Source organism: Romboutsia sp. LXY-2 (genome assembly GCF_056171995.1).
This window is the reverse complement of the sequence record NZ_JBKFGI010000006.1, coordinates 158,851-183,079: the sequence shown is the minus strand read 5'-3', so window position 1 is coordinate 183,079 and position 24,229 is coordinate 158,851. Positions and strand designations below refer to the sequence as shown.

Here is a 24,229-nt window from a genome sequence, read left to right as displayed (position 1 = left end):
AGCATTATTTATAATAATTGCTAATTTTTAGGGGAATTATACTTATATAACTAATATTTAAAAAAGAAGGAGAATTAAAATGAATGATATAAATCAGTCATACTGGATTTCTAGTTCAAAGGGAGACAACTTTAATAAATTAGAACATGATATAGAAACAGAGGTTGTAATAGTCGGAGGAGGAATAACAGGTGTAACAAGTGCATATTTGTTAGCAAAAGAAGGAATTGATGTTGTATTAGTTGATGCAGATAAAATTGCTATGGGAAGCTCTGGCAGAAATACTGGTAAGGTGACAGTACAGCATGATGATTTTTATTGGCAAATTGAAAAAAAATATGGTCTAGAAGCAGCAAAGTTATACTATGATGCAAATAATGAAGGTTTGAATTTTATAGAAAGTAGTATAAAGGAAAATAATATAAATTGTAACTTTGAAAGATTACCATCATATATATTTACTGAAAAAGATTCTTTTGTAGATGATATAAAAAAAGAATATGATGTTTGTAAAAAGATTGGCATTGATTGTTACTATCATAGTAACTTAGATTTACCTTTAGATATAAAAGCAGCTATTAGCTTTAATAATCAAGCTCAATTTAACCCAAAACAATATATAGATGGTTTAGCAAAGGCAGCTGGCAAATTAGGTACAAAGATTTATGAAAATACTACGATTGTAGACTTAATGCTAAATAAAGGTTTCGAATGTAAATGTAGGGATGGACATATCATAAAATCAAAGAAGGTTATAATTGCATCTCATGCTCCATGGTATGATGGTCTAAATTTATTCTTTGCAAAAGAAGTATCGGAAAGATCTTATCTTTTAGCAGGAGATTTAAATATAGATTTGCCTAAAGGAATGTTTATTAATTTAGAACAGCCTTCAAGAACATTTAGATGCTATGAAGGAGAAGGAAAGAGGTTGTTAATTATTGGAGGAGGAGATCATAAGGTAGGTCAAGGTGGCAAAGAAAGTGAAATATATAATACCTTAAAAAATTACGCGAATAAGGTTTTTGAAGTAGATAATTTTAGGTATCAATGGTCAGCTCAAGACTGTATGAGTTTTGATAACTTGCCATTTATAGGTAGAATATCATCTGAAGAAGATGATATATATGTAGCTACTGGATATTCTAAGTGGGGTATTACTAATGGTGTATCTGCTGCAATTATTATTAAAGATTTAATAACAAAAGGAAGCTCAAGGTATGAAGAAGTTTTTAACCCTTCAAGAAAAGGAGGTTTCTTTACTAAAGACTTTATTAAAGAAAATGTGAATGTGGCCATAAATATGGTAAGTGGTAAATTAAAATTAGGTAGTGATAATATGCCTAAGGAAAAAGGTGAAGGTAAAATTGTAAATATAGAGGGTAAAAGATATGGGGCCTATAGAAACTTTGATAATGAATTATACATTGTAGATATTACATGTACTCACCTTGGATGTGAGCTTACATTTAATGGTGCAGAAAAAACATGGGATTGCCCTTGTCATGGTTCTAGATTTGATTATGAAGGAAATATTGTTGAAGGACCGGCTCTTAAGCCCCTAAAAAGATATGGTGATGGTAATAATGACATTAATCCAAAATTCATATAAAAATCAAATTGGATAAGTTATAAATGTGTTATACTAATAGCTAAAATTATAGTCAAAATATGGGGGCAAATAAAATGAAAGAAAGTAAACTGGCAAATATTGCAACATGGATTTCATATGTGCTATATATAGGATCCATTGCATTATTTATAAATGAAAGAAATTTATTCAACATAGTGATATGCATTGCATGTATATTACTTACATTAGTACTTAAAATTATAAATAGAAAGTTTAAAAACTTTTTAGATGATCAACTTTATATTGTAATGATAGCTTTTGTTTTAATATCCTCACTATTAGGATCATGTTATGGGTTTTACAGTATAAATCATTATGATGATTTCCTTCATATATGGTCTGGATTTATTGCATGTAGCTTTGCATACTCATTATTAGCTTTCTTTAATAATAAAGATCAAATAGATAATATGAATAAAATATTTATTATTATCTATTTACTAATGTTTAGTGTAGCAGTAGCTGGATTTTGGGAAATAGGTGAGTTTACAATGGACAATCTTTTAGGAACTAATACTCAAGTAGGTGGCTTAACTGACACAATGATAGATATGATAGATGGGCTTGTTGGAGCAGTAATAATGATACCTTTTATAATGAATAGAATAAAAAAAATTAAATAACTTTTTATATATTAAAAGGATATTTCAAAATATGTATTTTGAAATATCCTTTATTATTAATATAAATATATTGAATTATACTATTTAATAAACTTTTTTAAATATTCATCCATTGAATTAGATACTTTTTTAGCGGCAACAGTTGCCTCAATAACAGTAGCTGCACCGTGAGTAACATCACCACAAGCAAAAACACCTTCGCGTGTAGTATGACCTTCATCATCAGTTACTAATAACCCGCTTCTTTGAATTTCAAGGCCAGCATTATTTGCAACGATTGTATTTCTAGCAACCTGACTAACTGCTACAAGTATAGAATCACATTTATATAATTTTTCACTATTTTCTACGTTAACTAAAGATGTGCTTCCATCTTCATTTGTTACTTTCTTTGTATCTATTAATATAATACCATCTTCAACAATTTCTACAGGAGCCTTAAAAGTATCAAATAATACTCCTTCTTCTTTAGCCTCTTGTATTTCATGTTTAGTAGCTGTCATATCAGAAAAATCACGTCTATAAGTAATATATACCTCAGAAGAACCATAGTACTTAGCACTTCTTGCAGCATCCATAGCTACATTTCCTGCACCTATTACTATAACTTTATCACCTAAATCATAACTTTGTGGAGTTCTTAAATAATCAATAGCATAATGAACATGACCAAACGTTTCACCTTTGATATTAAGTTTTCTAGGATTCCAAACTCCAGTACCTATAAAGATAGATTTATATCCATCTTCAAATAACTTATCTAGAGTTACTACTGGACCTACAAGAGCATTTATTTTTATTTTTACGCCTAGCTCTTTTAATCTTTTTCCTAATAAATCAATATTTGTTCTAGGTAGCCTAAACTCAGGTATTCCATAAGTTAATATTCCGCCTATCTTTTCATTTTTTTCAAATATTGTAACATCATAACCTCTAGTAGCAAGTTCAAGGGCTACAGTTATTCCAGCCGGACCAGATCCTATAATTGCGACCTTAACTCCATTACTTTTTGGTTTTTCCATTTTTAAACTACTTAAGTACTGAGATGAAATTTCATGTTCAATCTCATGGAATCTTACAGGTTCACCTTTTATACCTTTTATACAATTACCTCTACATTGATCTTCATGTGGGCATACTATTGCACAAATTGATGATAATGGATTATTCTCAAATAATATTTTACCTGCTTCTTCTAAATTACCTTCCTTATAAAGCTTAATTACTTCTGGAATAGGTGTATCTATAGGACAGTTTTTTTGACACCTAGCATTTTTACAAAGCAGACAGTTGTTTGCTTCATTAAGTAAATTAATTTTCATGCATTCACCTCGCTGATAATATGTATCTAAAAATTCATATGATTTTTAATATTATACCACAAAGTAAATAGAATAAAACTTAAATATTAAAAAGAGGTTTTTTGACTTAGAGGGAAAATAATTAATAATATATGTAGAAGTTAATAAAATATTTAAGACAAAATAAGACAAATTCTTCTAACACCTTAGTTTACTATTAGTCTATATTTTAGTAATATATTATAAGACGAAATAATTTTAGGGTAAATATAATCAGTTTTAGGAGGAAATTTAATTGTTAAAAAAATTTTTAAAATTAATAAAGAAAAATGATGTAACAGAAGATGTATCAATACCTTTAGATAATGAAAAGGAAGAAATAGAAAATATAGAAGTTAAATCTAATGAAGAAAGCAATGAAATTGATTGTAATGGCAGCACTGCAGTTGCTATAGAAGAAGAGCTTGAAACAGAAACTATTACAGAAAATGAAAATATAGGAGAGCAACTAATAACCCCTAGCCATAATAATTTAGATACACATATTGAAGAAAATATTGTTGAGGACAACGAAGTTGAAGAACTAAGGGAAATAATTTTCGATGGGTTAAATTTAGTTAAATGTTCTGAAGAAGAAAATGAAATAATTGAGAATCGTATAGATGATAATAGTGGCGAGGAGAAAGATAACAGTATAGACATTAAACTTGTAAAGGAAATAAAAATAAAAAGGGAAAAATCTATTAAAGCTATAGATTTATATACCCAAGAAGAACAGATATTTAATACACATAAAGAATGCAGCAGAAAGCTTAAGATACCTTTAGGATACATAAAAGAAAATCTAAAATACGGGTATACAGACTATTTAGGAGAAGCAATAAAATATTTAAGTAAAGAGTTAAACTCAGGTGAAGTTAGTGATGAGAGTTTTGATTATTTGAATAACAATAAGAACCCTATGGAGCTATATAATACATTAAATAATAGAATATTTACTTCTAGAATTTCTGAGAAAAAAAGAGATGTTATTTTATCAAGTGATAAAATCGAGCCAATAAAAATGCATTACAGGTTTGAGTGTTTAGATGAAGAGTATGATGACTATTTCATGAAATATAAGTCTATAATACAAAGGGGCGGAAAGAAAAAGATAGAGTTGGTAGATAAAAAAGGTGAAGCTATAGAAATATTTAAGTCTTTAGATGAGTGTTCTACGTATATAGGCAAAGAAAGGTCTGAAATTGTAGATATGCTTAAATATGGAGAAACAAAGGTTGGAAGGTATGAAATTAGATACAGTTTAAGAAATGTTTAAGTTCACATTAAATTCATAACACTTTCATTCAGTATTCACCTGTATTTTTTTTATATAAGTTAAAATAAAATAGTATGAAGAATTAATTATATTTAGGAGGAAGCAATGTCGGAAGATAAAAAATTACCAAAAGAAGAAGAAAAAGCAAGTTTAATAGTAGAAAGTGAAGCTACAGGCAATGATGCTAGCAATAAGGAATCTATAAATGATAGTTCTGTAAAAGAAGGTAAAATGGGTATATTAAAGAATAATAAATTTAGAACATCGATGATTTCAGTAGCGGTAGGAGTATTATGCTTAGGAGTAGGATATGCTTCAGGGAAAGAAGTAGGTAGAGGTCTACCAGCTACTTCGAAAAGCTATTCAAGTAGTAAAGTAATGGCAACAGTTGGTGAAAATAAAATTACAGGTGCTGATTTAGCATATAGAATGGATCCTGTATTCTATTTAAATGGGAAAGATGCCATGAGTGAAGATCAAATAGTAGCTTATGAACAAAGTATGCTTGATTATATGACAACAACAGAAGTACTTTATCTTGAAGGTAAGGCTGAAAACATAGAAGTTACTGAAGAAGAGATACAAAATGAATATGATAGCTTAATGACTAGTATAGAATCTACTTTTAAAATGACAAAAGATGAGTATATAGAAACATTTAAAACTAGCGAAGAATATATTAAGGCTGATTTAGAAAAAGAGTTAATAGCGGTAAAATACATAGGACAAGCTTCAGATGTAAGTGATAAAGAAGCTAAAAACTACTATGACAAAAATAAAGATGAATTCCTTCAGACAAGGGCATCTCACATATTAATACAAAATAGAGATGATGAAGGGAAAGAAGTAAGCGAAGAACAAAAAGCTGCTAACAAAGAAAAAGCGCAAGGAATATTAGACAGAATAAAAGCCGGTGAAGATTTTGCAATATTAGCTAAGGAATATTCACAAGATGTTAGTGCTACAAAAGGAGGAGACTTAGATTTCTTTGGAAAAGGTGAAATGGTAGAGCCTTTTGAAAATGCAGCATTTGCTCTAAAAGTTGGTGAAGTTTCGCCTGAACTTGTAGAAACTGATTATGGATATCATATTATTAAAAAGACTGATGAGCAATATGACGAATTTGATGAGATTAAAGAGGATATAAAAGAAAACTTATCTCGTGAAAAGCAAAATAATTTAATTACTGATTTGTTTGAAAAATATAATGTAGATGTGAAAGAATAATATAAAAAAAGACATAAATGGAGAGCATTTATGTCTTTTTTATTATGATATAATTATTTTATATAAATAAGGGGGATATTAATATGATAATAAAAGAAAAAGAGCTAGAAGTAAAAAGTTTTGATAATTTAAGAGGAGGAGATGGTACTGTAAAAATGCAGTATCTAATTAAAGATGAGCTTTTAAAGGATAAATGTAAGCTATTTAGTAAGATTACTATACCGGTAGAATGTTCAATAGGATTACATGATCATACTACAGATTTTGAAGTTTACTATATATTATCTGGTAAAGGGCAAGTTAATGATAACGGGGAGGTAAAAGAAGTTAATGTAGGAGATGTTATATATACATCAGACGGCCAAAAACATGATATCAAAAATATAGGAAATAAAGAGTTAGTATTTATTGCAGTAGTAATAAATGAATAAATTAAAATAAAAATCAGCTGAAAATACGAAGCTTTTTATTAAAACCACAGAATAATATCTGTGAATTTTTATTATGTCTCTACTATAAATTTCGACTAATATTTGCCTTTAATACTATGGATGATAAAATAGTTTAAATATGTACTTTTATTTATTTTTGTACTTCCATTTTTGCCAATAGCACTATTAGGTTATTGGTTATATACAAGATTTAAAGCTGTTAAATACTTGTGGAAAGAAAAAAATAATTATAGCGATATCAATGATTGCTTTAAAAATAAAAAAATATTGGTGCACTGTTACTGGCAATAGTTTGTTTAGTGATTGTACCAATTGGTTTAGTTGGTTTTACAAAGGATTTTGATAAAAATGAAAAGATAAGACAAGAAGAAAAATTAGTTTTAGAAGTGCAGGAAGACATAGAATTAGAGCAAAAAAAGTATGATAGTGCGAGAAATAAAGCATTAGATACTAGATATAGGATACCAAAAGAAATAGATAAGGCTGAATTTGTAGATAGTACATGTATATTATCTAAAGAAGATATAGAAAAATATAATATTACGGATGAAGAGATTGCAAAATTTGAAAAAGATAGAGAATTAGCAATTATTGAATATAAAGATAAGAATATGGTGCAAAGCTTTGAGAAAAAAGCTAAGGAGTAGGTTTTATAAAATGCTACTAGTAGTATTTATAAAATAATTACAAGTGATAAAGCAGAAGGTTATGGGTTTAATGAAGATAAGAGTGAAGCAACAGTTAGAGGTTATTACAAAGCTAGAACATTGCAGTTGGTTTATGTTACCGGTATTTTTGATATAAAATTTGATGTTAAAACTAAAGAAATAATTGGGGTTGATTTAGGTAAAGAAACTATAGATATTACTAAGCATCCTAGAGAAAATTATATTTATTATTTAAAATAAAAGCTCACAATTATTTAATTGTGAGCTTTGTTTTAATTTGAACAGTTACAAGTGTTATATTTATAAATCAAGCTTTAAGTCACCAGGCTTTATTAGATTTTTCTTTCTCATAAATTCAGAAATTATAAGTGTAATAACTGCTGGCAAAATAAATTGAAGTAATAATATTCCTATCCACATAGATGGACCTTGACGTCCGACACCCTCCATTGCAGTTATTGTTCCTATTTGTCCGACTAAACCAGAAGTACCCATTCCAGCGCCTATAGGTATATTTTCTAATTTGAAAACTGTTGTTGAAAGAGGCCCTAAAATGAATGATGCAACAGTTGGAGGAATCCATATCTTATAATTCTTAATTATATTAGGCATCTGAAGCATAGAAGTTCCAAGACCTTGAGCTGCAAGTCCTCCTACCCCATTTTCTCTATAACTCATTACAGCAAATCCAACCATTTGACAACAACATCCTACTGTAGCAGCTCCACCAGCTAAACCACTAAGACCAAGCATTATACAAATAGCAGCACTACTTATAGGTAGGGTTAAAGCTATACCAACCAAGGTAGACACTAGTGCACCCATTATGATTGGTTGCATTTCAGTAGTTTGTATTATTATATTACCAAATGTAGTCATAAATGAAGAAATTACTGGTCCGATAAATTGTGAAGCTAGAACACCTATTAAAATAGTAGTTGCAGGAGTAACTAGTATATCTATCTTAGTTTCTTTTGAAATAAGCTTGCCACATTCAGTTGCAAGAACTGTTGATATAAACGCTCCTACAGGTCCACCTAAATCATTTCCACAAGCTCCAACTAGTGCACAAGAAAACATTACAAGGGGAGGTGCTTTTAGAGCATATGCAATAGCAACACCAATTGCTGGACCTGTAACTTGTTTTGCAAGCGGATATATAGTCTCAGTGAAAAGAATAATTCCAAACTTATCTCCTATAGTATTGAAGATTGTACCAATTAGTAGTGATGAAAAAAGTCCTAAAGCCATGTAACTTAGTGCATCAATTAAGTATCGTTGAGCTGTAATCTCGATATTTTTATTTTTAATGAAAGTTTTAAAAGTTCCTTTGTTTTGAATTACATCCAAAGTGTGAGTCCTCCTAGATAAATATTTTATATTAATAATTATATATCTTTTCATCTGACAAGACAAATGTTATTTCACCAATTTTTATATTGTTAATTTATATGGCGATAGGTTTAAAAATTCCATCTTATGGTTTATAATTAGATAAAGAAATAATGAAAATAATAAATATTTATTGTAATTTGTAAATTAAGTAAAGAAATTAGAAAATTATATTTAAAGGACAAATTAAACAATATAATGAATTAATAAATATATTTAGAATTATATTGCATTATATAAGATTCATAAACCTAAAATATATAATATGATGAGCCAAGGAAGGGATAAATGAAGCTAATGAAAAATGAAAAATTTAAAAAAATTGCTATTATTATATCAATTCCATTACTGCTTATTGCACAATACTATCTTTTTAGCTCTGGGATATTAAGACCAATGCTAAAAGGTATTGAGATTCAAATTGTAAGCGGGGACTACATACCAGATATAGATAAATATGTAGTTCAGATAGATGAAACTGTAAAGTTATCAATGGGTAAATATATAAAAATACCAAATTACTCAAAAGAACCGATTCTAACCTTTAGGGTATTGGACAATAAAGATGTATTGTCCATTGAAGGTGATGAGATGACTGGATTAAAAGAAGGTTATGCATCAATTGGAGTAATGCATGGAGATAGCCTACTTAAAAAAGCAACTATTAAAGTAGTAAAGCCGAAAGTTGAAAATCTAGAATTAATAATAGATGAAGACCTTGTATATGTTGGTGACATTGCTAAACTAAGCTCAAAAGTAGAAACAGATTACAAGCAATTTGATGATTTAAGTAAAGTAGATTATTATAGTAGTAATGAAGATGTTTTAACTATAGAAAATAACAAAGTGAAGGCAGTAGGTATAGGAACTGCAACTGTGTATGCAAAATATGGAGAAGATGAAGATCCTCGTACTTTCAATATTAGAGCCAGAGTTGCATCAATAAATATTGAAAACAAAATAGAAATAGAAGAAGGGCAAACAGCCAAGTTAAATCCAAAGATTATTACATCTCCTAAGGGCTTAAAGCATCCTAAGATTGAGTATGCACTAGTAGGGTCAAAGTTGCCTATTAGTAGAGCTATAGCGCTTTATAGTGACGGAACAATAGTGGGGCTACAAGAAGGAGAAGAAGAAATAAAGATAACCTGTGGTAATAAGGATTTAATAATTACAGTAAAAGTAAATAAAGTGTCTATAGAAAATAAAAAGATAGAAAACTTAGAAGTTAGGGAAGAAATAGTAGGAAATAACCTAATATTAACTGCTACCTTTGATTATATTAAAGGTGTAAATGATTATGAATTGTATTTAAGAAATAACTCATTAAATGAAAAAGAATTTAATGCAGTTCAAAATGTAACAGTTAAAGATGATAATTCAGGGATACCAACAAGAATAGAAATAACGTATCAAATAGATATTTCGAATTTAGAAGAAATAGATATTGAGTTATTTGTAGTTGGCTTAAATGAAAATGGTAAAACTCAGCCTAGCGATATAAAAAGAATTAGATATCCTAAAGAATCAGAATCTATTAAAAATCTGATGGGTTATTTTGATAACGACAATAATATTATAAAAATCACATGGGATCCTATTAATATTGATGGTGTAACATACAACATATATGCAAAAGATAACCTTAAAAATGAAGATAAATTTACACTTGTGGGAGAAGGAAGCACAGATAGTGAATATACAATTAATACTACTGGTGAAAGTATTGAACTAGAAGTATATATTGAAGCAGAATACAATGGTAAGATTATAAAAAGTAATACTATAACAATAAAATAGTTAATTAAAAGTAAGGCTTAAATTATATTTAAGCCTTACTTTTTTCACACTTAAAGGAAAATTTATATGTAGGGAATTCTTTGTTATGCACCTTGTACACTCAAAAATGAAGGAATAAATATCTTGAATGTACGTATAGTTTATTAATAAATACTTATTCTAAACTATATTTCAAGGGAGATGTTATAGTGAAAAGAAGATGTGAACAAATAAATATAGCCTCAAAGGATTTAGCAGAGGAAGCTTTTAAAGCTTATTCTGGTAAGAGAGATTATAAAAGAGCTATAGAAATTTACTGCTTACTAGCTGAGTCTATTTGTGTTCCTAATGATATATCTAGATTTTCTAAAAACATGTTAGGTAGACTTAGTAAAAAAATTGAAGAAAATACTTAAAATTGCAAATCTCGCATAAGTTATTATGCGAGATTTAATTTTTATTTGTATTTTATTGTAATGAATATTTTAGTATGTTATTATTAGATTAACAAAATTTTTAATAGAAACACTTATCTTAATGTATACCATCTTATAAAATTTTCACAGAAAGTTTTATACGGGACAAAAAAGGAGACGCTATTTTAATTAATTATTAATAATTATATTAAATAATTATACATAAGAAAGGGGGAAGTCAGGGGAGTAACGCCTGATGAAAAAAATGACAAATGAAAGCAAAAGGATATCAAAAGAAAGAGCAAATCAACTAAAATCTAGAATAAGTGATTATACAAAAATCGTATCAAGTATTCCAAAAGGACTAGAAAATGAAGAAATAATTAATGAAAGAAAAAAAAGAATATTAGAAGTATTAGGTGGTTCAGAAGCAGATTGGAATAACTATCAATGGCAACTATCCAATAGAATCCATGACGTTCATACATTGTGTAAAATACTAAATATTACTGAAAAGGAAATAAAGCAAATCGAAAAAGTTCAAAAGTTATTTAGATGGGCAATTTCTCCATATTATTTATCTTTAATTGATCCACAAGATATTTATGATCCAATTAAATTAATGTCAATTCCTTCAATAATAGAGCTAGATGACAGCCAAGATGATTTAGATCCGATGGGAGAAGAATTTACAAACCCAGCAGGAAGCATTACTAGAAGATACCCAGATAGATTAATAATCAATGTGACCAATGAGTGCGCAATGTATTGTAGACATTGTCAGAGAAGGAGAAATATAGGCCAAGAGGACTGTCACCAATCAAAATCTATAATTAAAGAATCTATTGATTATATTAGGCAAAATGAGGAAATAAGAGATGTTCTTATAACAGGAGGAGATCCACTTACATTAAAGGATGATTACCTAGAATGGATAATAAGTGAAATTAGAAGTATACCTCATGTGGATTATATAAGACTAGGATCAAGAACTTTAGTAACAATGCCTCAAAGAATAACTGATAATTTCTGTAATATGATAAAAAAATACCATCCAATTTATATTAATACGCACTTTAATCACCCTATGGAAATAACAAAAGAAACTAAAAATGCTTGTGAGAAGCTTGCTAATGCAGGTATTCCTTTAGGAAACCAAGCTGTATTATTAAATGGTGTAAATAATGATAAATACGTTATGAGATGTTTGAACCACGAATTATTAAAAATAAGAGTAAAACCATATTATATATTCCATAGTAAGCATGTAAAAGGAACTAAGCACTTTAATACATCTGTAGATGAAGGTATGGAGATTATGGAGCATTTAAGAGGATATACCTCTGGTATGGCAATACCAACATATATAATAAATGCGCCAAAGGGAAAAGGGAAAACACCATTGCTTCCTCAATATCTTGTATCAAAGGGTAGTGACTATATTACTATTAGAACTTGGGAAGGCGAAGTTATAAAGGTTGATGATGAAAAAGCAGTAGATATTAAAGGTTTAATAGAAAAGTATATATAAGATAGTATCAAAATTTACATTTAGATAATACCTTAATAGTATCAAGCTTAAAGGGGGATTATAAATGAGAAATTTTGATGAAAATTATTCTCTAGTAAGAATGTTACATGCAGTCCCAGGGCTAGAGACTGTAGATATATATCTAAATCAAGATCCATTTTTTTATAATATGAGATTTACAAATTTTAGCCCGTATGTTTATGTGCCTAAAGGAAAATATTTGATGCAAGTATTTCCTAGGGATAAAAAAACTAATCCTATATTTGAACAGGAAGTTGAAATTGATGGAGGTAAATTATTGACTGTTGCTCTTATCGGCGAAAGAGAGCAATTAGAAATATTACCTATAGAAGAAGATACAGAAGTACCAGAAGGAAATCAATCTAAGGTTAGATTAGTTAATTTGGTACCAAATGGATTGTATATTAATGTGTATTTTGACGATGAAATATTTGTTTCAGAAAGTAATTTTAGAGATATTTCACCTTATGAATTAATGGCCCCAGGAACTTACAGAGTAGAAATTGAATTAGTAGAAAATAATCAACTCATAAGAAAGCTTAGAATAACAATTAATCCAAGCCGAATATATACAATTTATGCAATAGGAAATAAACCAAATTTTCAGCTATTCCAGTCTTTAGATGGAGCAACCTTCTTATAAATATAAAAACTTATGGATACAAAAAGATCAAGTATATAACAGTTTATGTTATATACTTGATCTTTTTTGAGAGATTACATATAGAATAAAAAATTTTATGAAGGAAATTCTTCAAATTATTTTTTGTTAACTAATTCAAGATATCCACTTGGGTGGAAATAGTATATTTCATTAGTTTTATCATTTACAAAGTATCCTATATCTGTAGGTACATCTGGTAAAAATACATACCCAGTAAGATTTTTTTCTTTTAATGCATCAAATTGGCTAGCATCTCCTTGAAATATATAATTTACTTCATTATTGTATTTGATAAGAAGCTCTTTTGCTTCTTCTTGTGTCAATTTAGCTTGTTGTTCTGTTTTAACATCAGTCAATGTATCAGCAAAGATAAACTGCTTTACTGGTTCTGAAATAAAAATGCTTCCACATAAAATAGATAAAATTATAATTACTTTTTTCATAACTCCACCATCTTTCATAATAGCTTATAAAGCTTGTATTAATACTGAATGTATCTATATTTAAATATTACCAAATTTTAGAGAAATATAACAGTTACATACCTGTTACTTTCGATTACAGAATCGTAACTAATTTCTGATGACATATAGGATACAAAATAATTATATGCAAAAAAAACTTAGTAGATGTCATTTCTACTAAGTTTTTTGCATAATTATTCTTCTATTTCAGTTTTTAATATGCTATATTTATATTCAGTAAATTTAACTAGATATATTTTTATTACGCCCATAATTGGAACAGATAGTATCATACCTGGAATTCCAAAGAAACCTCCACCAACTGTTACTGCTAAAATTGTTAAAAAAGGACTAAGACCTAGTTGGCCACCTACAATTTTAGGTTCAATTATTGCAACCTCTACTTGCTGAACTAGTAGTAAGTAAGCTAATGAGAATAAAGCAACTGTTGGATTGTAAAATAAATTTATAATTACAACAGGAGTCATTCCTATAACAGGTCCAAAATAAGGTATTAGATTCATAAACCCTATAAGTGTACCAAATAATAGAGCATATTTAGATTTTAATAAGTAAAGCCCTGCAGCTGATAACACACCAACAATAAAAGAATCTAGAATTTTTCCTGAGAAATACTTACCAATATTAGAGTTTAGAGTTCTCCCAACTTCTAAAGTAAAGTCTCCAAATCTTTTTCCTAAAGTAACATACATTAATTTTGTTAAGAAATCAAAGAAGCTTTCTTTTTCTAAAAGAATGTAGAAACAAATAATAAAAGCTAAAACAAATTGAACAATAAACTTTCCTACTGAAAAAGTAGTAGAGAAAACTTGTCCAAGATAACCTACAAATAAATTACTTAACTCCGGTATTGCGGACATAATATTATCGCCAATTTTCTTTAAAGTTTGAGGATCAACATTTTTTAAGCTTTGTCCTAAATCTAAAAAGAAATTTTGTGTTTGTGTAACATAAACTGGTATTTGATTAACTATATCTATAATACTGCTAATTATAGCTGGTACTGTGAAAAGCACAAATGATCCTATTAAAACTAACAAAATACTATATGTAAATAGTAATGCATATATCCGTTTAAAATTTAACCTGTTCTCTAAAAAGTTAATAAGTGGATTAAACATATAGGCAAGTACAAAAGCTATAACAAATGGTGTTAGTAGCGACAATAACAAGTTAAATACAGCAAAGAAATAACTATAGTTATCTATAAATTTAATCAAAATATAAGACACAACTACTGTGAGAACAACGTTTAAGTATATTTTCTTATCTTTCAATTTAACACATCCTTTTTTTATTTTCTTTTGTTTAGTTTCTAGTTTTTTTACTATTAATACAATATTATACTATTTATTTGAATAGATATCAGTATTTAATATAAAAAAAAATAATTAGCATATATATAAATGAGATAAAAATACGTGTACTTTTGTATAAGTGAAGATTTACCTGGGAGGTGATTAATATAGATTTTGAAGTAATTGTAAAATATAACGGAGATATTTTGAAAATAGAAAAAGAACTTGGAGTATCAGTAGAAGTACTAAACCAAGGGTATGCAATAATAACTGCAAAAACACAAGAAGATATTGAGAAGTTATTATTATATCCTGAAATAGAATATATTGAGAAACCATTTATTTTACAGGCGCAAGATACTCAGAGTTTTTCAAGTACAGGAATAACTAGCTTTAAAAATAAATCAGGATTAACTGGTAAAGGAACTCTATTAGGTATTATTGATTCTGGAATAGATTATACTTTGCCCGTTTTTCGAGATGCAAACAATAAATCTAAAATATTATATTACTGGGATCAGTCTATAGATGGTAACCCACCAATTGGGTTCAATGAAGGTTCTGTTTACACTAATGAAGATATTAATAAAGCCTTAGATGGACAGATGTATATTCCTATATCTACAACTAGTTCTCATGGTACACATGTGTCAGGAATTTGCGCATCTATTGCAAATGAGGCTAACTTAATAGTAGTAAGGGTAGGTCATAGACAAACCGATACATTCTCTAAGAGTACAGAATTCATGAGAGCATTAAAATTTATTTTAGATAAGGCGCTAGAACTAAAAATGCCAGTGGCTATTAACATAAGCTACGGAAGTAATGAAGGTTCGCATAGAGGACTATCACTATTTGAACAGTATATAGATGATATGTGTCTGGTATGGAAAAATAATATAGTTGTTGCAGCTGGTAATAATGCAGATAAGGGAGGACATAAGCATATACAAATTACGCCTATTGAAAATAAAGAAGTTGAGATAGTGATAGGAGAGAGTGAGCGAATATTAAATATTAATATTTGGCCAAATTTTGCAGATGATTTTAAAGTATATTTAGTTAATCCCTCAAACGAAAAGACTCAAGCAATTTCTTTATCAAGTAGACAAGTAAATAACACAATATCAGGTACTAAAATATTAGGGATTTTTTTTGAAATAGCGCCATACTCATTAACTAGAAGAATAAGTTTCAATTTATCTTCAACAAGGCAAATAACTCCAGGCATATGGAAACTAATATTTGAGCCTGTAAATATAGTTGTAGGAGATATAGATATATATCTTCCTACATCTGAAGGTCTAAGTAGAGATACTAGATTTTTAGAGCCGAGTACGTCTTTAACAGTAACAGTTCCAGGAACTGCGAGTAGAGCGCTTACAGTAGGTAGCTATAACTCAAGATCAGACACTGTATCTATATTCTCAGGAGAAGGTGATGTGGAGAGGTGTGTTTTTAAACCGGATATATTGGCTCCAGGAGAGGATATTGTTTCATACTTACCAGGAGGAACTACAGGAGCACTTAGTGGAACTAGTATGGCAACACCTCATGTTACAGGCGTATGTGCTCTCCTTATGGAGTGGGGAATCGTTAAAGGAAACGATTTATTCTTATACTCACAAAAACTAAAATCTGTTTTATTGAGAGGCGCTAGAAGAAAACAAAATGTAAAACATCCAAATAATTATTCTGGTTTTGGTTTTTTAGATTTATCTAATTTAGAGATTTATACAGAGCAAAGTGCAAATGAAGAGTCAATTTATGTATTTAATGAAAGAAAGTCTTCTCGAAGTCAAAAAAGATCACCAGGAATAATAAGGGGTATAAATATATTTCATGAACCTGGATTTGATGAAGAATATAAAAGTGTAGGTTTGAGTAATAAAAAACTTAAAATAAGTGATACTTTAGATGTGATTTTTATTGATGATATTGAAGAGTTTAATATTAATTCTTTATTGACATTATCATCAGTAATAAGAAGTGAAAGTACTATTCGAATGGCATCCTTTAGCGAGGTGAGTCAGGGGACGACTAATGGAGTTATAGCTACAGAAGAAATAGGAGTAAACTTTTTTAAGAATAACCCTAATATTTCAATAACAGGCAAAGGTGTAATAATTGCAGTCATAGATAGTGGTATAGACTATTTACATGAAGATTTTATATATCCAGATGGAACATCTAAAATATTGTATTTATGGGATCAATCTAAAGATGGAAATCCTCCAAAAGGCTACTATATAGGTACAGAGTATACTAGAGAAGATATTAATAAAGCTATTGCTAATAAGGATGCAAGTTTATCAATTGATGAAGTTGGAAGTGGAACTATGCTCAGTGGCATATGTGCAGGGCTTGGAAATATAAATAAAGACTATGCAGGGGTTGCACAAGATTCAGAGTTAATTATTGTTAAATTAGGAAAAATAGATGGATATTACAATAATGCTATGAATACTGCGGCAGCTGAATATGTTTATAATAAATCTTTAGAGCAAAAAAAGCCAATAGTTATAAATTCATCTATAGGTAGTAATAGCCAGGCGGGTTTTACAACAAGGGTTACAAGTGAGAGTGCTTTTTACGTTAGAGGGCTAGCTCTAGTAAATGCTGCAGGTAATGAAGGAAATACACAAACTCATGCATCAGGAAAAGTTCCTTTGGTTGGGGAAACTAAAGAGGTTGAAATAGAATTAGGCACTGATGAAGAAGAAATAGAGATACAAGTGTGGATAGATCGACCATATAAAGTTGATATTATTGTCATTTCTCCGACAGGCGAGGAAAGTAAAAATGCAGGAGCATCTAATATTAATGAGGTAGTGGGAATTTACGATTTAGAAGGAACAAGTTATTCAATAAATTATGTATTTCCAACATCATACTCTGGTCAGCAATTTACAAGCATAGTATTAACTAATGCAAAAAAAGGTATTTGGAAAATTAAGTTAATAGGGTCATATACAACAGCAGCTAATTATAATATATATTTACCAAACAGAGTATTTATAAATAAAACAACAAAGTTTAGAGAAGCAGATCCACAATTTACAATAAATTTTCCAGCAACATATGATGATATTATTACAGTAGGTGCTTATAACATAAGTAATAATAGTTTGTGGCCATCATCATCAAGAGGACCTAATCTTGCGGGAATAATTAAGCCTGATATTGTAGCACCAGGAGTTAATATTATAGCTCCTTATCCTGGTAATACCTATGGAACTATAACAGGAACAGCACCAGCAGCTGCACACGTTTCAGGAGCAGTGGCAATGTTTTATCAATACACATTTGTAGACGGAAAATATAAAAATAAAGCTTTTATAGAAATAGTGAAATCATATATGAAAATGGGAGCAAAGACAAGCCTAAATATAAACTATCCAAATACATCAGTAGGATACGGATTACTAAATGTAAGAGGAATGTTTGATCAATTTAAATAGAAGGGGGGGAAAATTATCAAATCTTACTACATGATCTATCAAGGAGATATAGAAAAAGCATTTGAATCTAATAATATAGATGAATACATAATTTTAACTCCTCAACTTGCGGTAATATATGTTCCTGATGATTTTAACTATAGAATATTAGATAGAATACCAGAAGTTGCATGGTGGCATGAATCTATTCCTCTTAGTTCATTGATTGAAATAACTAATAACTTAGAAAGTGGAGAATCGGTCACTGTAGCATCTGGAACAGATTATATAAATAAAAACCCATATACAAATATAAGGGGGAGGGGGGTTTTGGTAGCTATAATTGATTCTGGAATAGATTATATGCATCCGGATTTTATTGATAAGGATGGAAATAGCATAATCTTAAGTTTATGGGATCAAGAAAGTGATAAAGGTAATCCACCCAAAGGAATGATTTTTGGAAGTGAATTCACCAATGAAGAAATAAATCAAGCAATAAAAGATAATAATAACACATTAAGTATAGATAAGATTGGAACGGGTACTATTGCAGCAGGAATAGTGGCTGGAAATGGCAGATTAAATCCATTGTATACAGGTGTAGCGCCGGATAGTAAGCTAGTAGTGGTTAAATTAAGGGAATATGAAGGGGAATACAAAAAAGGAAAAATAAATTATACGAATTCAGATTTTTTGGCTGCAATTAAATACGTGACAGACATTGGAGAAAGGGAAAAAAGGCCAATGATAATAAATTTGACTGTTGGAGCAATGTCAAGCTCTACAGCAAATACAAATATATTAGAAGTTTTTAATGTACTAAGTAGAAGCGGATTTATTGTTGTGAGTGGTGCTGGCAACGAGGGTAATACAGATATTCACTACTCAGGGAAATTCAACAGTCTTGATGAAGTAGATGATGTTATTATTCAGGTTGGAGATCAAGAAAATATAGATATAGTTTTGAATACTGTTGGTCCTAATAAAATAAGTGCAATGTTAATATCACCATCCGGAGAAGCAGGCTACACTATTATGTATTCTCCAGATAATTTTCAATATACAGGCAAGTTTAATTTAGAAAATACATCGTATACTATGAAATATATATATCCTTATATTGCTACAGGAGCGCAACGATTAGAAATAAGCTTAAAAAATGTAAAACCTGGAGTTTGGACTTTAAGACTAATTCCAGAGGTGATTACCAGTGGTGAATATGACATATATTTACCTAATAAGAATATAATATCAGGTGATAGTAGGTTTTTAGATCCAGATTCTGTAGCAACATTAACCATGTATGCAGCAGGAGTAAATATTATTACAATAGGAACTTTTAATGATAAAACAGATAGTATGTGGCTAGGATCATCAAAAGGACCGGTCAGAGGAAGAGGTATAAAACCGGATATTGTAGCACCAGGAGTAGATATAATATCTACATATATAAATAGTAGCTACAATACGGGAACAGGAACTGGGGTAAGTTCATCAATTGTTAGTGGAGTAGTAGCATTACTTTCTGAATATCTTATAGATCAAAGTAGTACACCAAGAGGATCGTTATTTACTCAAGTTATAAAAACATATTTAATGTTGGGAGCTACTAAAAAAATAATATATACATATCCAAATATTTCTCAAGGATATGGTATATTAAATTTACAAAAAACAATTGAAGAAATGGCAAATAATTTATAGTATTTACATTTAATACCTAAGATTGCATGAATTTAAATATACAATATCGATAAAACTAAGGAAAAGATATATGTGAGGTGATAAATATGCAATCAAAAAAAGCTACTCCTTTAAGAGGAGAAAATAACAAAAGATTAAATAAGTATAGACCTACTAACAATGAGTCTACGGCAGCATGGGCAGATATTGATAAGATTAGACCAGAAAGCAAAGTATCAGTACCATCTCTTTCTAATGTAGAAGAAGCTAAAGATTGGGTCGATAATGGAAGTAGGCTATAATTGATAGTAAGGCAGTCATAGAATATATGACTGCCTTACTTGTATAAAAAATCCTTATAGATAATCAGTAGGGACAGTAATATAATCACCTGATTTTACTTCGTATGACTTAGATACTATTTCAGGATTTTCTTTGTATATTACCTTTCTAAAATCTTCTATATTATCAATTTTTGTATTATAGTCTTTTATTATATCGTCTAAAGTTTCTCCAGGAGCTACCAAGTGTTTTGTGAGTCTTCTATCTAGCATTACTTTATCATAGGCAATCATATAAGGTCGTTCAACTAGTTTTGATAGTAATGGAATGTTTGATACTAAGTAATTCACAGAGTTATCAACACAAGTAATATAGCTATATACACCACCTTTAAAAACCTCAGATATTGTTTTTTCATCATCTACAACAGGAGCAATAAACAATAAAATTAAAATAAATGTAATAAAATACTTCAAAATAACACCTCCTTTTATTATTATTAATAAATAAGGAAAAGTTAAACAAATATATAAGTAAAAATTATTTAAAATCGTAAAATAATTATAAATTTTATTATTTTAAATAACTAAGGTAATCATAATTTAAAGGTAATTAAAAAATTCGCTTCGCTTGAGCGACTACATCTGCGATTTTATTTTACTTACAATTAGTGTATTGGTATAACTTTATTACAGGGGTTAAATACAGATTATGAACTATTGTAATTTACTTATATGTAAAAAATAATTGACTTAAAATTTATAACTTGGTATAATCTTCTTAAATAATAGGAATAATTTAAATAAAGACTATGAAGAGAAGAGTAAATATAAAAGGTAGTAACAGCGAGTTAGGGATGGTGCAAGCCTAATACGAAATTTATATTGAAGAACATCTCGGAGTCTCTAACCGAAAGTTTTTAATCAGTAGGCTTAGACGGAAGGTCCCGTTATCGACTATAAGCATAGCTTAACTAAGAGGTCAATATTATTGACAATTAGGGTGGTACCGCGAGAGAATTATAAGTCTTTCGTCCCTTTACATTGGGATGAAGGGCTTTTTTTAATACAAAAATAAGCAGCATCCTTATGACTAAGTAATCGATATAGTTTTGGCACTGTAGGTGCAAACTAAAATTAAGAATTCTTGAACATATAAAAGGAGGAAAAACATATGCAAAAACAATTTATAACAGTAAAAGAATTATACAGAGAAAAAGAACAGTACATAGGAAAAAATGTATCTGTAGCTGGATGGATAAGATTATCTAGAACATCTAAAAACTTCGGGTTTATAGAACTAAATGATGGAAGTTTCTTCAAAAATATGCAAGTAGTAATTGCAGAAGATAAATTAGAAAATTTTAAGGAAATATCAAAATTACCAATAAGTTCTTCAATATTAGTAGAAGGTGAATTAGTAGCTACAGAAGGTGCTAAGCAGCCTGTAGAAATACATGCAACAAATGTAGTGGTAGAAGGTGAATCAGATAGTTCATACCCATTACAAAAGAAAAGACATACTCTTGAATACTTAAGAACAATAGCTCACTTAAGACCAAGAAGTAATACTTTCTCAGCAGTATTTAGAGTAAGAAGTTTAGCAGCTTATGCTATACACAAGTTCTTCCAAGAAAGAAACTTTGTATATGCTCATTCACCAATAATAACAGGAAGTGACTGTGAAGGTGCTGGAGAAATGTTTAGAATAACAACTATGGATCTAAACGATATTCCAAAAACTGAAGATGGTGCTATAGATTATTCTAAAGACTTCTTCGGTAAAGAAGCAAACTTAACAGTTAGTGGTCAGTTAAACGGTGAAATAATGGCTCATGCATTTAGAAATGTTTATACATTTGGACCAACATTTAGAGCTGAAAATTCATTCACTCAAAGACATGCGTCAGAATTCTGGATGATAGAGCCTGAAATATGCTTTGCTGATTTAGAAGACAACATGGAACTTGCAGAAGACATGATAAAATATATAATAAACTATGTTATGGAAAATGCTCCAGAAGAAATGGAATTCTTCAACAGTTTCATAGACAAAGGATTATTAGATAGATTAAACAATGTTGTGAATTCTGAATTTACAAGACTTACTTATACAAAAGCAGTTGAGTTATTACAAGAGTCAGGTAAAGAGTTTGAATATCCAGTTACATGGGGAGATGACTTACAAACTGAACATGAAAGATACTTAACAGAAGAAATATATAAAGCTCCAGTATTTGTAACTGATTATCCAAAAGATATAAAAGCATTCTACATGAGAATGAATGAAGATGGTAAAACAGTTAGAGCTATGGACTTATTAGTTCCAGGAGTTGGAGAAATAGTTGGTGGTTCTCAAAGGGAAGAAAGAGAAGAAAAACTATTAGAAAGAATTGAAGAAATGGGATTAAACAAGGAAGATTACTGGTGGTACTTAGAACTTAGAAAGTTCGGAACAGCTACTCACTCAGGATTCGGATTAGGATTCGAAAGAATCATAATGTATATGACTGGTATGTCTAACATAAGAGACGTAATACCTTTCCCAAGAACTCCAAAGAACGCTGAATTCTAGATTTTACTATGGTCATTTCAAAATTACATATTTTGAAATGACCTTTTTATGTTCAATATGAATATTATATGAATTATTAGTCAACAAACTTTACATATAGAAAATCTACATTTATAATAAAAGAATATGGTTTTATACTAAAAAAATTAGCAATGAAATATTAGTGACTTTAGAGTAAAAATGAAGTTACCAGGAGGAAAAAATGAAAATAAATTGGAATAACAAGTATACAACAATTTCAGTATATGCATTCTTAGTAGTATGTTGTAGTATATTATTCTTTAGCGCAGTATCTGAAATGGAAGCTTGGATAACAAAGATAAATGAGTATATAGGTATATTACAACCATTTATGATAGGATTTGTAATTGCATATTTACTAAATTTTGTATTAAAATTCTATGAAGAGAAAGTATTTAACTTAAATAAATTAAGTACGATAAAAGACAAATCTAAAAGAGGTCTTGGTATATTACTTACTTATATTACTGCAGGAATAATATTATATTTATTCACACAGTTTGTTGTACCTCAACTAGTTGATAGTATAGTAGGATTGGCTAACGATATTCCTAGGTATGTAGCGAATTTAACTACAGTAATTGATGATTTAAGTAAGCAATTTAATATTGAAGAACAATATTTAAGTCTTGCAAAAGAAAAGTTCAATGAAGTGGTTACATTTATAATAAATTTAGGTGCGAACTTAATTCCTATATTAGGAAACTTTGTAATGATAATAGCATCAAGTATATGGAATATTGTTTTAGGTATAATTATATCTATATACCTATTAATAGATAAAGAAAAGTTCTTTGGGTTAGGTAAGAAAATCACTTATGCTATATTTAGTGAAGAACATGCAAATAGCTTAATAAAATTAACGCATAGAAGTAATAATACTTTTGGTAGATTCTTAAGTGGAAAGATTGTAGACTCAGCAATTATAGGAGCTTTAACATTTGTTATTGTTACAGCATTTAGAATGCCATACACAATATTAATTTCTGTAATAATAGGTGTAACTAATATTATTCCGTTCTTTGGTCCTTTCTTAGGAGCTATACCAGCTGCAATAATAATATTATTTGTATCGCCTATAAAAGCAGTTTGGTTTATATTTATAATTATAGTAATACAACAAGTAGATGGAAATATTATAGGACCAAAAATACTTGGAGACTCAATAGGTATAGGAGCGTTTTGGATACTATTCTCTGTACTTATTGCTGGAAAGCTATTAGGTTTACTTGGTATGATAATAGGTGTACCTGTATTTGCTATAATTTACTTTATAGTTAAAGATTTTGTAGAAGCAAAACTAAAAAAGAAGGGGCTTCCTACCGAGACCTTGGACTACATGAAATAAATAACTAACTAAACTTAAAATACACCTTTACTAATTATTAGTGAGGTGTATTTTAATATACTTAATTTTT

Annotated in this window: 20 protein-coding genes and 1 other annotated feature; of the genes, 15 read left to right on the top strand and 5 right to left on the bottom strand. The window is 29.2% G+C overall.

What is annotated here, in order from left to right; all coding sequences use genetic code 11:
- The first annotated feature begins 79 nt into the window (after positions 1-79).
- Together ACI48P_RS12015 and ACI48P_RS12010 are read left to right on the top strand one after the other, a co-directional pair.
- Positions 80-1,612, top strand: coding sequence for an FAD-dependent oxidoreductase (locus ACI48P_RS12015; protein WP_475215995.1), 1,533 nt, complete (start codon positions 80-82; stop codon positions 1,610-1,612).
- Positions 1,613-1,686: 74 nt separating this feature from the next.
- Positions 1,687-2,256 (top strand): DUF2238 domain-containing protein, encoded by a 570-nt coding sequence (locus ACI48P_RS12010; RefSeq protein WP_475215993.1) that lies wholly within the window; start codon positions 1,687-1,689, stop codon positions 2,254-2,256.
- A gap of 80 nt (positions 2,257-2,336) precedes the next feature.
- Here ACI48P_RS12010 and ACI48P_RS12005 read toward each other — a convergent pair whose 3' ends face one another.
- Entirely contained in the window at positions 2,337-3,578 is a 1,242-nt protein-coding gene (locus ACI48P_RS12005) for an NAD(P)-dependent oxidoreductase (protein ID WP_475215991.1), read from the bottom strand.
- A gap of 274 nt (positions 3,579-3,852) precedes the next feature.
- On the opposite strand from ACI48P_RS12005, the gene ACI48P_RS12000 reads away from it, so the two are divergent.
- The 4 genes from ACI48P_RS12000 to ACI48P_RS11985 all read left to right on the top strand — a co-directional run bounded on the left by ACI48P_RS12000 (position 3,853) and on the right by ACI48P_RS11985 (position 7,201).
- The gene (locus ACI48P_RS12000) at positions 3,853-4,875 is read left to right on the top strand and encodes a hypothetical protein (protein WP_475215989.1); all 1,023 of its coding nucleotides are present in this window, start codon (positions 3,853-3,855) and stop codon (positions 4,873-4,875) included.
- Between the two features lie 105 nt (positions 4,876-4,980).
- Positions 4,981-6,102, top strand: coding sequence for a peptidylprolyl isomerase (locus ACI48P_RS11995; protein WP_475215988.1), 1,122 nt, complete (start codon positions 4,981-4,983; stop codon positions 6,100-6,102).
- A gap of 83 nt (positions 6,103-6,185) precedes the next feature.
- Positions 6,186-6,533: a cupin domain-containing protein gene (locus tag ACI48P_RS11990; RefSeq protein ID WP_475215986.1), complete on the top strand. Its 348-nt coding sequence runs from the start codon at positions 6,186-6,188 to the stop codon at positions 6,531-6,533.
- 320 nt (positions 6,534-6,853) lie between these two features.
- Positions 6,854-7,201 (top strand): hypothetical protein, encoded by a 348-nt coding sequence (locus ACI48P_RS11985; protein WP_475215984.1) that lies wholly within the window; start codon positions 6,854-6,856, stop codon positions 7,199-7,201.
- 321 nt (positions 7,202-7,522) lie between these two features.
- On the opposite strand, the gene ACI48P_RS11980 is transcribed toward ACI48P_RS11985, so the two are convergent.
- Complete coding sequence (locus ACI48P_RS11980) at positions 7,523-8,572, bottom strand: PTS sugar transporter subunit IIC (protein ID WP_475215982.1); 1,050 nt, start codon at positions 8,570-8,572, stop codon at positions 7,523-7,525.
- Positions 8,573-8,902: 330 nt separating this feature from the next.
- Here ACI48P_RS11980 and ACI48P_RS11975 point away from each other — a divergent pair, with 330 nt between their 5' ends.
- The 4 genes from ACI48P_RS11975 to ACI48P_RS11960 all read left to right on the top strand — a co-directional run bounded on the left by ACI48P_RS11975 (position 8,903) and on the right by ACI48P_RS11960 (position 13,004).
- Positions 8,903-10,414 carry an Ig-like domain-containing protein gene (locus ACI48P_RS11975; protein WP_475215980.1) on the top strand — a complete coding sequence of 504 codons (1,512 nt, stop codon included), beginning with the start codon at positions 8,903-8,905 and terminating at the stop codon, positions 10,412-10,414.
- Positions 10,415-10,602: 188 nt separating this feature from the next.
- The gene (locus ACI48P_RS11970) at positions 10,603-10,809 is read left to right on the top strand and encodes a hypothetical protein (RefSeq protein WP_475215978.1); all 207 of its coding nucleotides are present in this window, start codon (positions 10,603-10,605) and stop codon (positions 10,807-10,809) included.
- Between the two features lie 256 nt (positions 10,810-11,065).
- Positions 11,066-12,340 carry a glutamate 2,3-aminomutase gene (eam, locus tag ACI48P_RS11965; RefSeq protein ID WP_475215976.1) on the top strand — a complete coding sequence of 425 codons (1,275 nt, stop codon included), beginning with the start codon at positions 11,066-11,068 and terminating at the stop codon, positions 12,338-12,340.
- Between the two features lie 64 nt (positions 12,341-12,404).
- On the top strand, positions 12,405-13,004 hold the full coding sequence (locus tag ACI48P_RS11960; protein ID WP_475215974.1) for a DUF4397 domain-containing protein: 600 nt from the start codon (positions 12,405-12,407) through the stop codon (positions 13,002-13,004).
- Between the two features lie 116 nt (positions 13,005-13,120).
- On the opposite strand, the gene ACI48P_RS11955 is transcribed toward ACI48P_RS11960, so the two are convergent.
- On the bottom strand, positions 13,121-13,468 hold the full coding sequence (locus tag ACI48P_RS11955) for a hypothetical protein (protein ID WP_475215973.1): 348 nt from the start codon (positions 13,466-13,468) through the stop codon (positions 13,121-13,123).
- Between the two features lie 215 nt (positions 13,469-13,683).
- On the bottom strand, positions 13,684-14,787 hold the full coding sequence (locus ACI48P_RS11950) for an AI-2E family transporter (RefSeq protein ID WP_475215971.1): 1,104 nt from the start codon (positions 14,785-14,787) through the stop codon (positions 13,684-13,686).
- Positions 14,788-14,966: 179 nt separating this feature from the next.
- Here ACI48P_RS11950 and cspBA point away from each other — a divergent pair, with 179 nt between their 5' ends.
- The 3 genes from cspBA (at position 14,967) to ACI48P_RS11935 (ending at position 20,236) form a co-directional block, all read left to right on the top strand.
- Positions 14,967-18,269: a bifunctional germination protease/germinant receptor pseudoprotease CspBA gene (cspBA, locus tag ACI48P_RS11945; RefSeq protein WP_475215969.1), complete on the top strand. Its 3,303-nt coding sequence runs from the start codon at positions 14,967-14,969 to the stop codon at positions 18,267-18,269.
- Between the two features lie 30 nt (positions 18,270-18,299).
- Positions 18,300-19,955: a bile acid germinant receptor pseudoprotease CspC gene (cspC, locus tag ACI48P_RS11940; protein ID WP_475215967.1), complete on the top strand. Its 1,656-nt coding sequence runs from the start codon at positions 18,300-18,302 to the stop codon at positions 19,953-19,955.
- Positions 19,956-20,041: 86 nt separating this feature from the next.
- Positions 20,042-20,236 (top strand): CDIF630_02480 family spore surface protein, encoded by a 195-nt coding sequence (locus ACI48P_RS11935; protein WP_475215965.1) that lies wholly within the window; start codon positions 20,042-20,044, stop codon positions 20,234-20,236.
- Positions 20,237-20,290: 54 nt separating this feature from the next.
- On the opposite strand, the gene ACI48P_RS11930 is transcribed toward ACI48P_RS11935, so the two are convergent.
- The gene (locus tag ACI48P_RS11930) at positions 20,291-20,692 is read right to left on the bottom strand and encodes a hypothetical protein (RefSeq protein ID WP_475215963.1); all 402 of its coding nucleotides are present in this window, start codon (positions 20,690-20,692) and stop codon (positions 20,291-20,293) included.
- Between the two features lie 326 nt (positions 20,693-21,018).
- Positions 21,019-21,257, top strand: a binding site (T-box leader).
- Between the two features lie 132 nt (positions 21,258-21,389).
- Here ACI48P_RS11930 and asnS point away from each other — a divergent pair.
- The gene (gene asnS / locus ACI48P_RS11925; RefSeq protein WP_475215961.1) at positions 21,390-22,790 is read left to right on the top strand and encodes an asparagine--tRNA ligase; all 1,401 of its coding nucleotides are present in this window, start codon (positions 21,390-21,392) and stop codon (positions 22,788-22,790) included.
- Positions 22,791-22,992: 202 nt separating this feature from the next.
- Positions 22,993-24,159: an AI-2E family transporter gene (locus ACI48P_RS11920; protein WP_475215959.1), complete on the top strand. Its 1,167-nt coding sequence runs from the start codon at positions 22,993-22,995 to the stop codon at positions 24,157-24,159.
- The last annotated feature ends 70 nt before the right edge of the window (positions 24,160-24,229 follow it).

What these genes read in the sequence shown, in the direction of transcription:
- ACI48P_RS12015 (WP_475215995.1), top strand. Translation starts at nt 80, where the DNA reads ATGAATGATATAAATCAGTCATACTGGATTTCTAGTTCAAAGGGAGAC.
- ACI48P_RS11995 (WP_475215988.1), top strand. Translation starts at nt 4,981, where the DNA reads ATGTCGGAAGATAAAAAATTACCAAAAGAAGAAGAAAAAGCAAGTTTA.
- ACI48P_RS11960 (WP_475215974.1), top strand. Translation starts at nt 12,405, where the DNA reads ATGAGAAATTTTGATGAAAATTATTCTCTAGTAAGAATGTTACATGCA.
- ACI48P_RS11990 (WP_475215986.1), top strand. Translation starts at nt 6,186, where the DNA reads ATGATAATAAAAGAAAAAGAGCTAGAAGTAAAAAGTTTTGATAATTTA.
- cspC (WP_475215967.1), top strand. Translation starts at nt 18,300, where the DNA reads ATGATCTATCAAGGAGATATAGAAAAAGCATTTGAATCTAATAATATA.
- eam (WP_475215976.1), top strand. Translation starts at nt 11,066, where the DNA reads ATGAAAAAAATGACAAATGAAAGCAAAAGGATATCAAAAGAAAGAGCA.
- ACI48P_RS11955 (WP_475215973.1), bottom strand. Translation starts at nt 13,468, where the DNA reads ATGAAAAAAGTAATTATAATTTTATCTATTTTATGTGGAAGCATTTTT.
- asnS (WP_475215961.1), top strand. Translation starts at nt 21,390, where the DNA reads ATGCAAAAACAATTTATAACAGTAAAAGAATTATACAGAGAAAAAGAA.
- ACI48P_RS12010 (WP_475215993.1), top strand. Translation starts at nt 1,687, where the DNA reads ATGAAAGAAAGTAAACTGGCAAATATTGCAACATGGATTTCATATGTG.
- ACI48P_RS11935 (WP_475215965.1), top strand. Translation starts at nt 20,042, where the DNA reads ATGCAATCAAAAAAAGCTACTCCTTTAAGAGGAGAAAATAACAAAAGA.
- ACI48P_RS12005 (WP_475215991.1), bottom strand. Translation starts at nt 3,578, where the DNA reads ATGAAAATTAATTTACTTAATGAAGCAAACAACTGTCTGCTTTGTAAA.
- ACI48P_RS11975 (WP_475215980.1), top strand. Translation starts at nt 8,903, where the DNA reads ATGAAGCTAATGAAAAATGAAAAATTTAAAAAAATTGCTATTATTATA.
- ACI48P_RS11920 (WP_475215959.1), top strand. Translation starts at nt 22,993, where the DNA reads ATGAAAATAAATTGGAATAACAAGTATACAACAATTTCAGTATATGCA.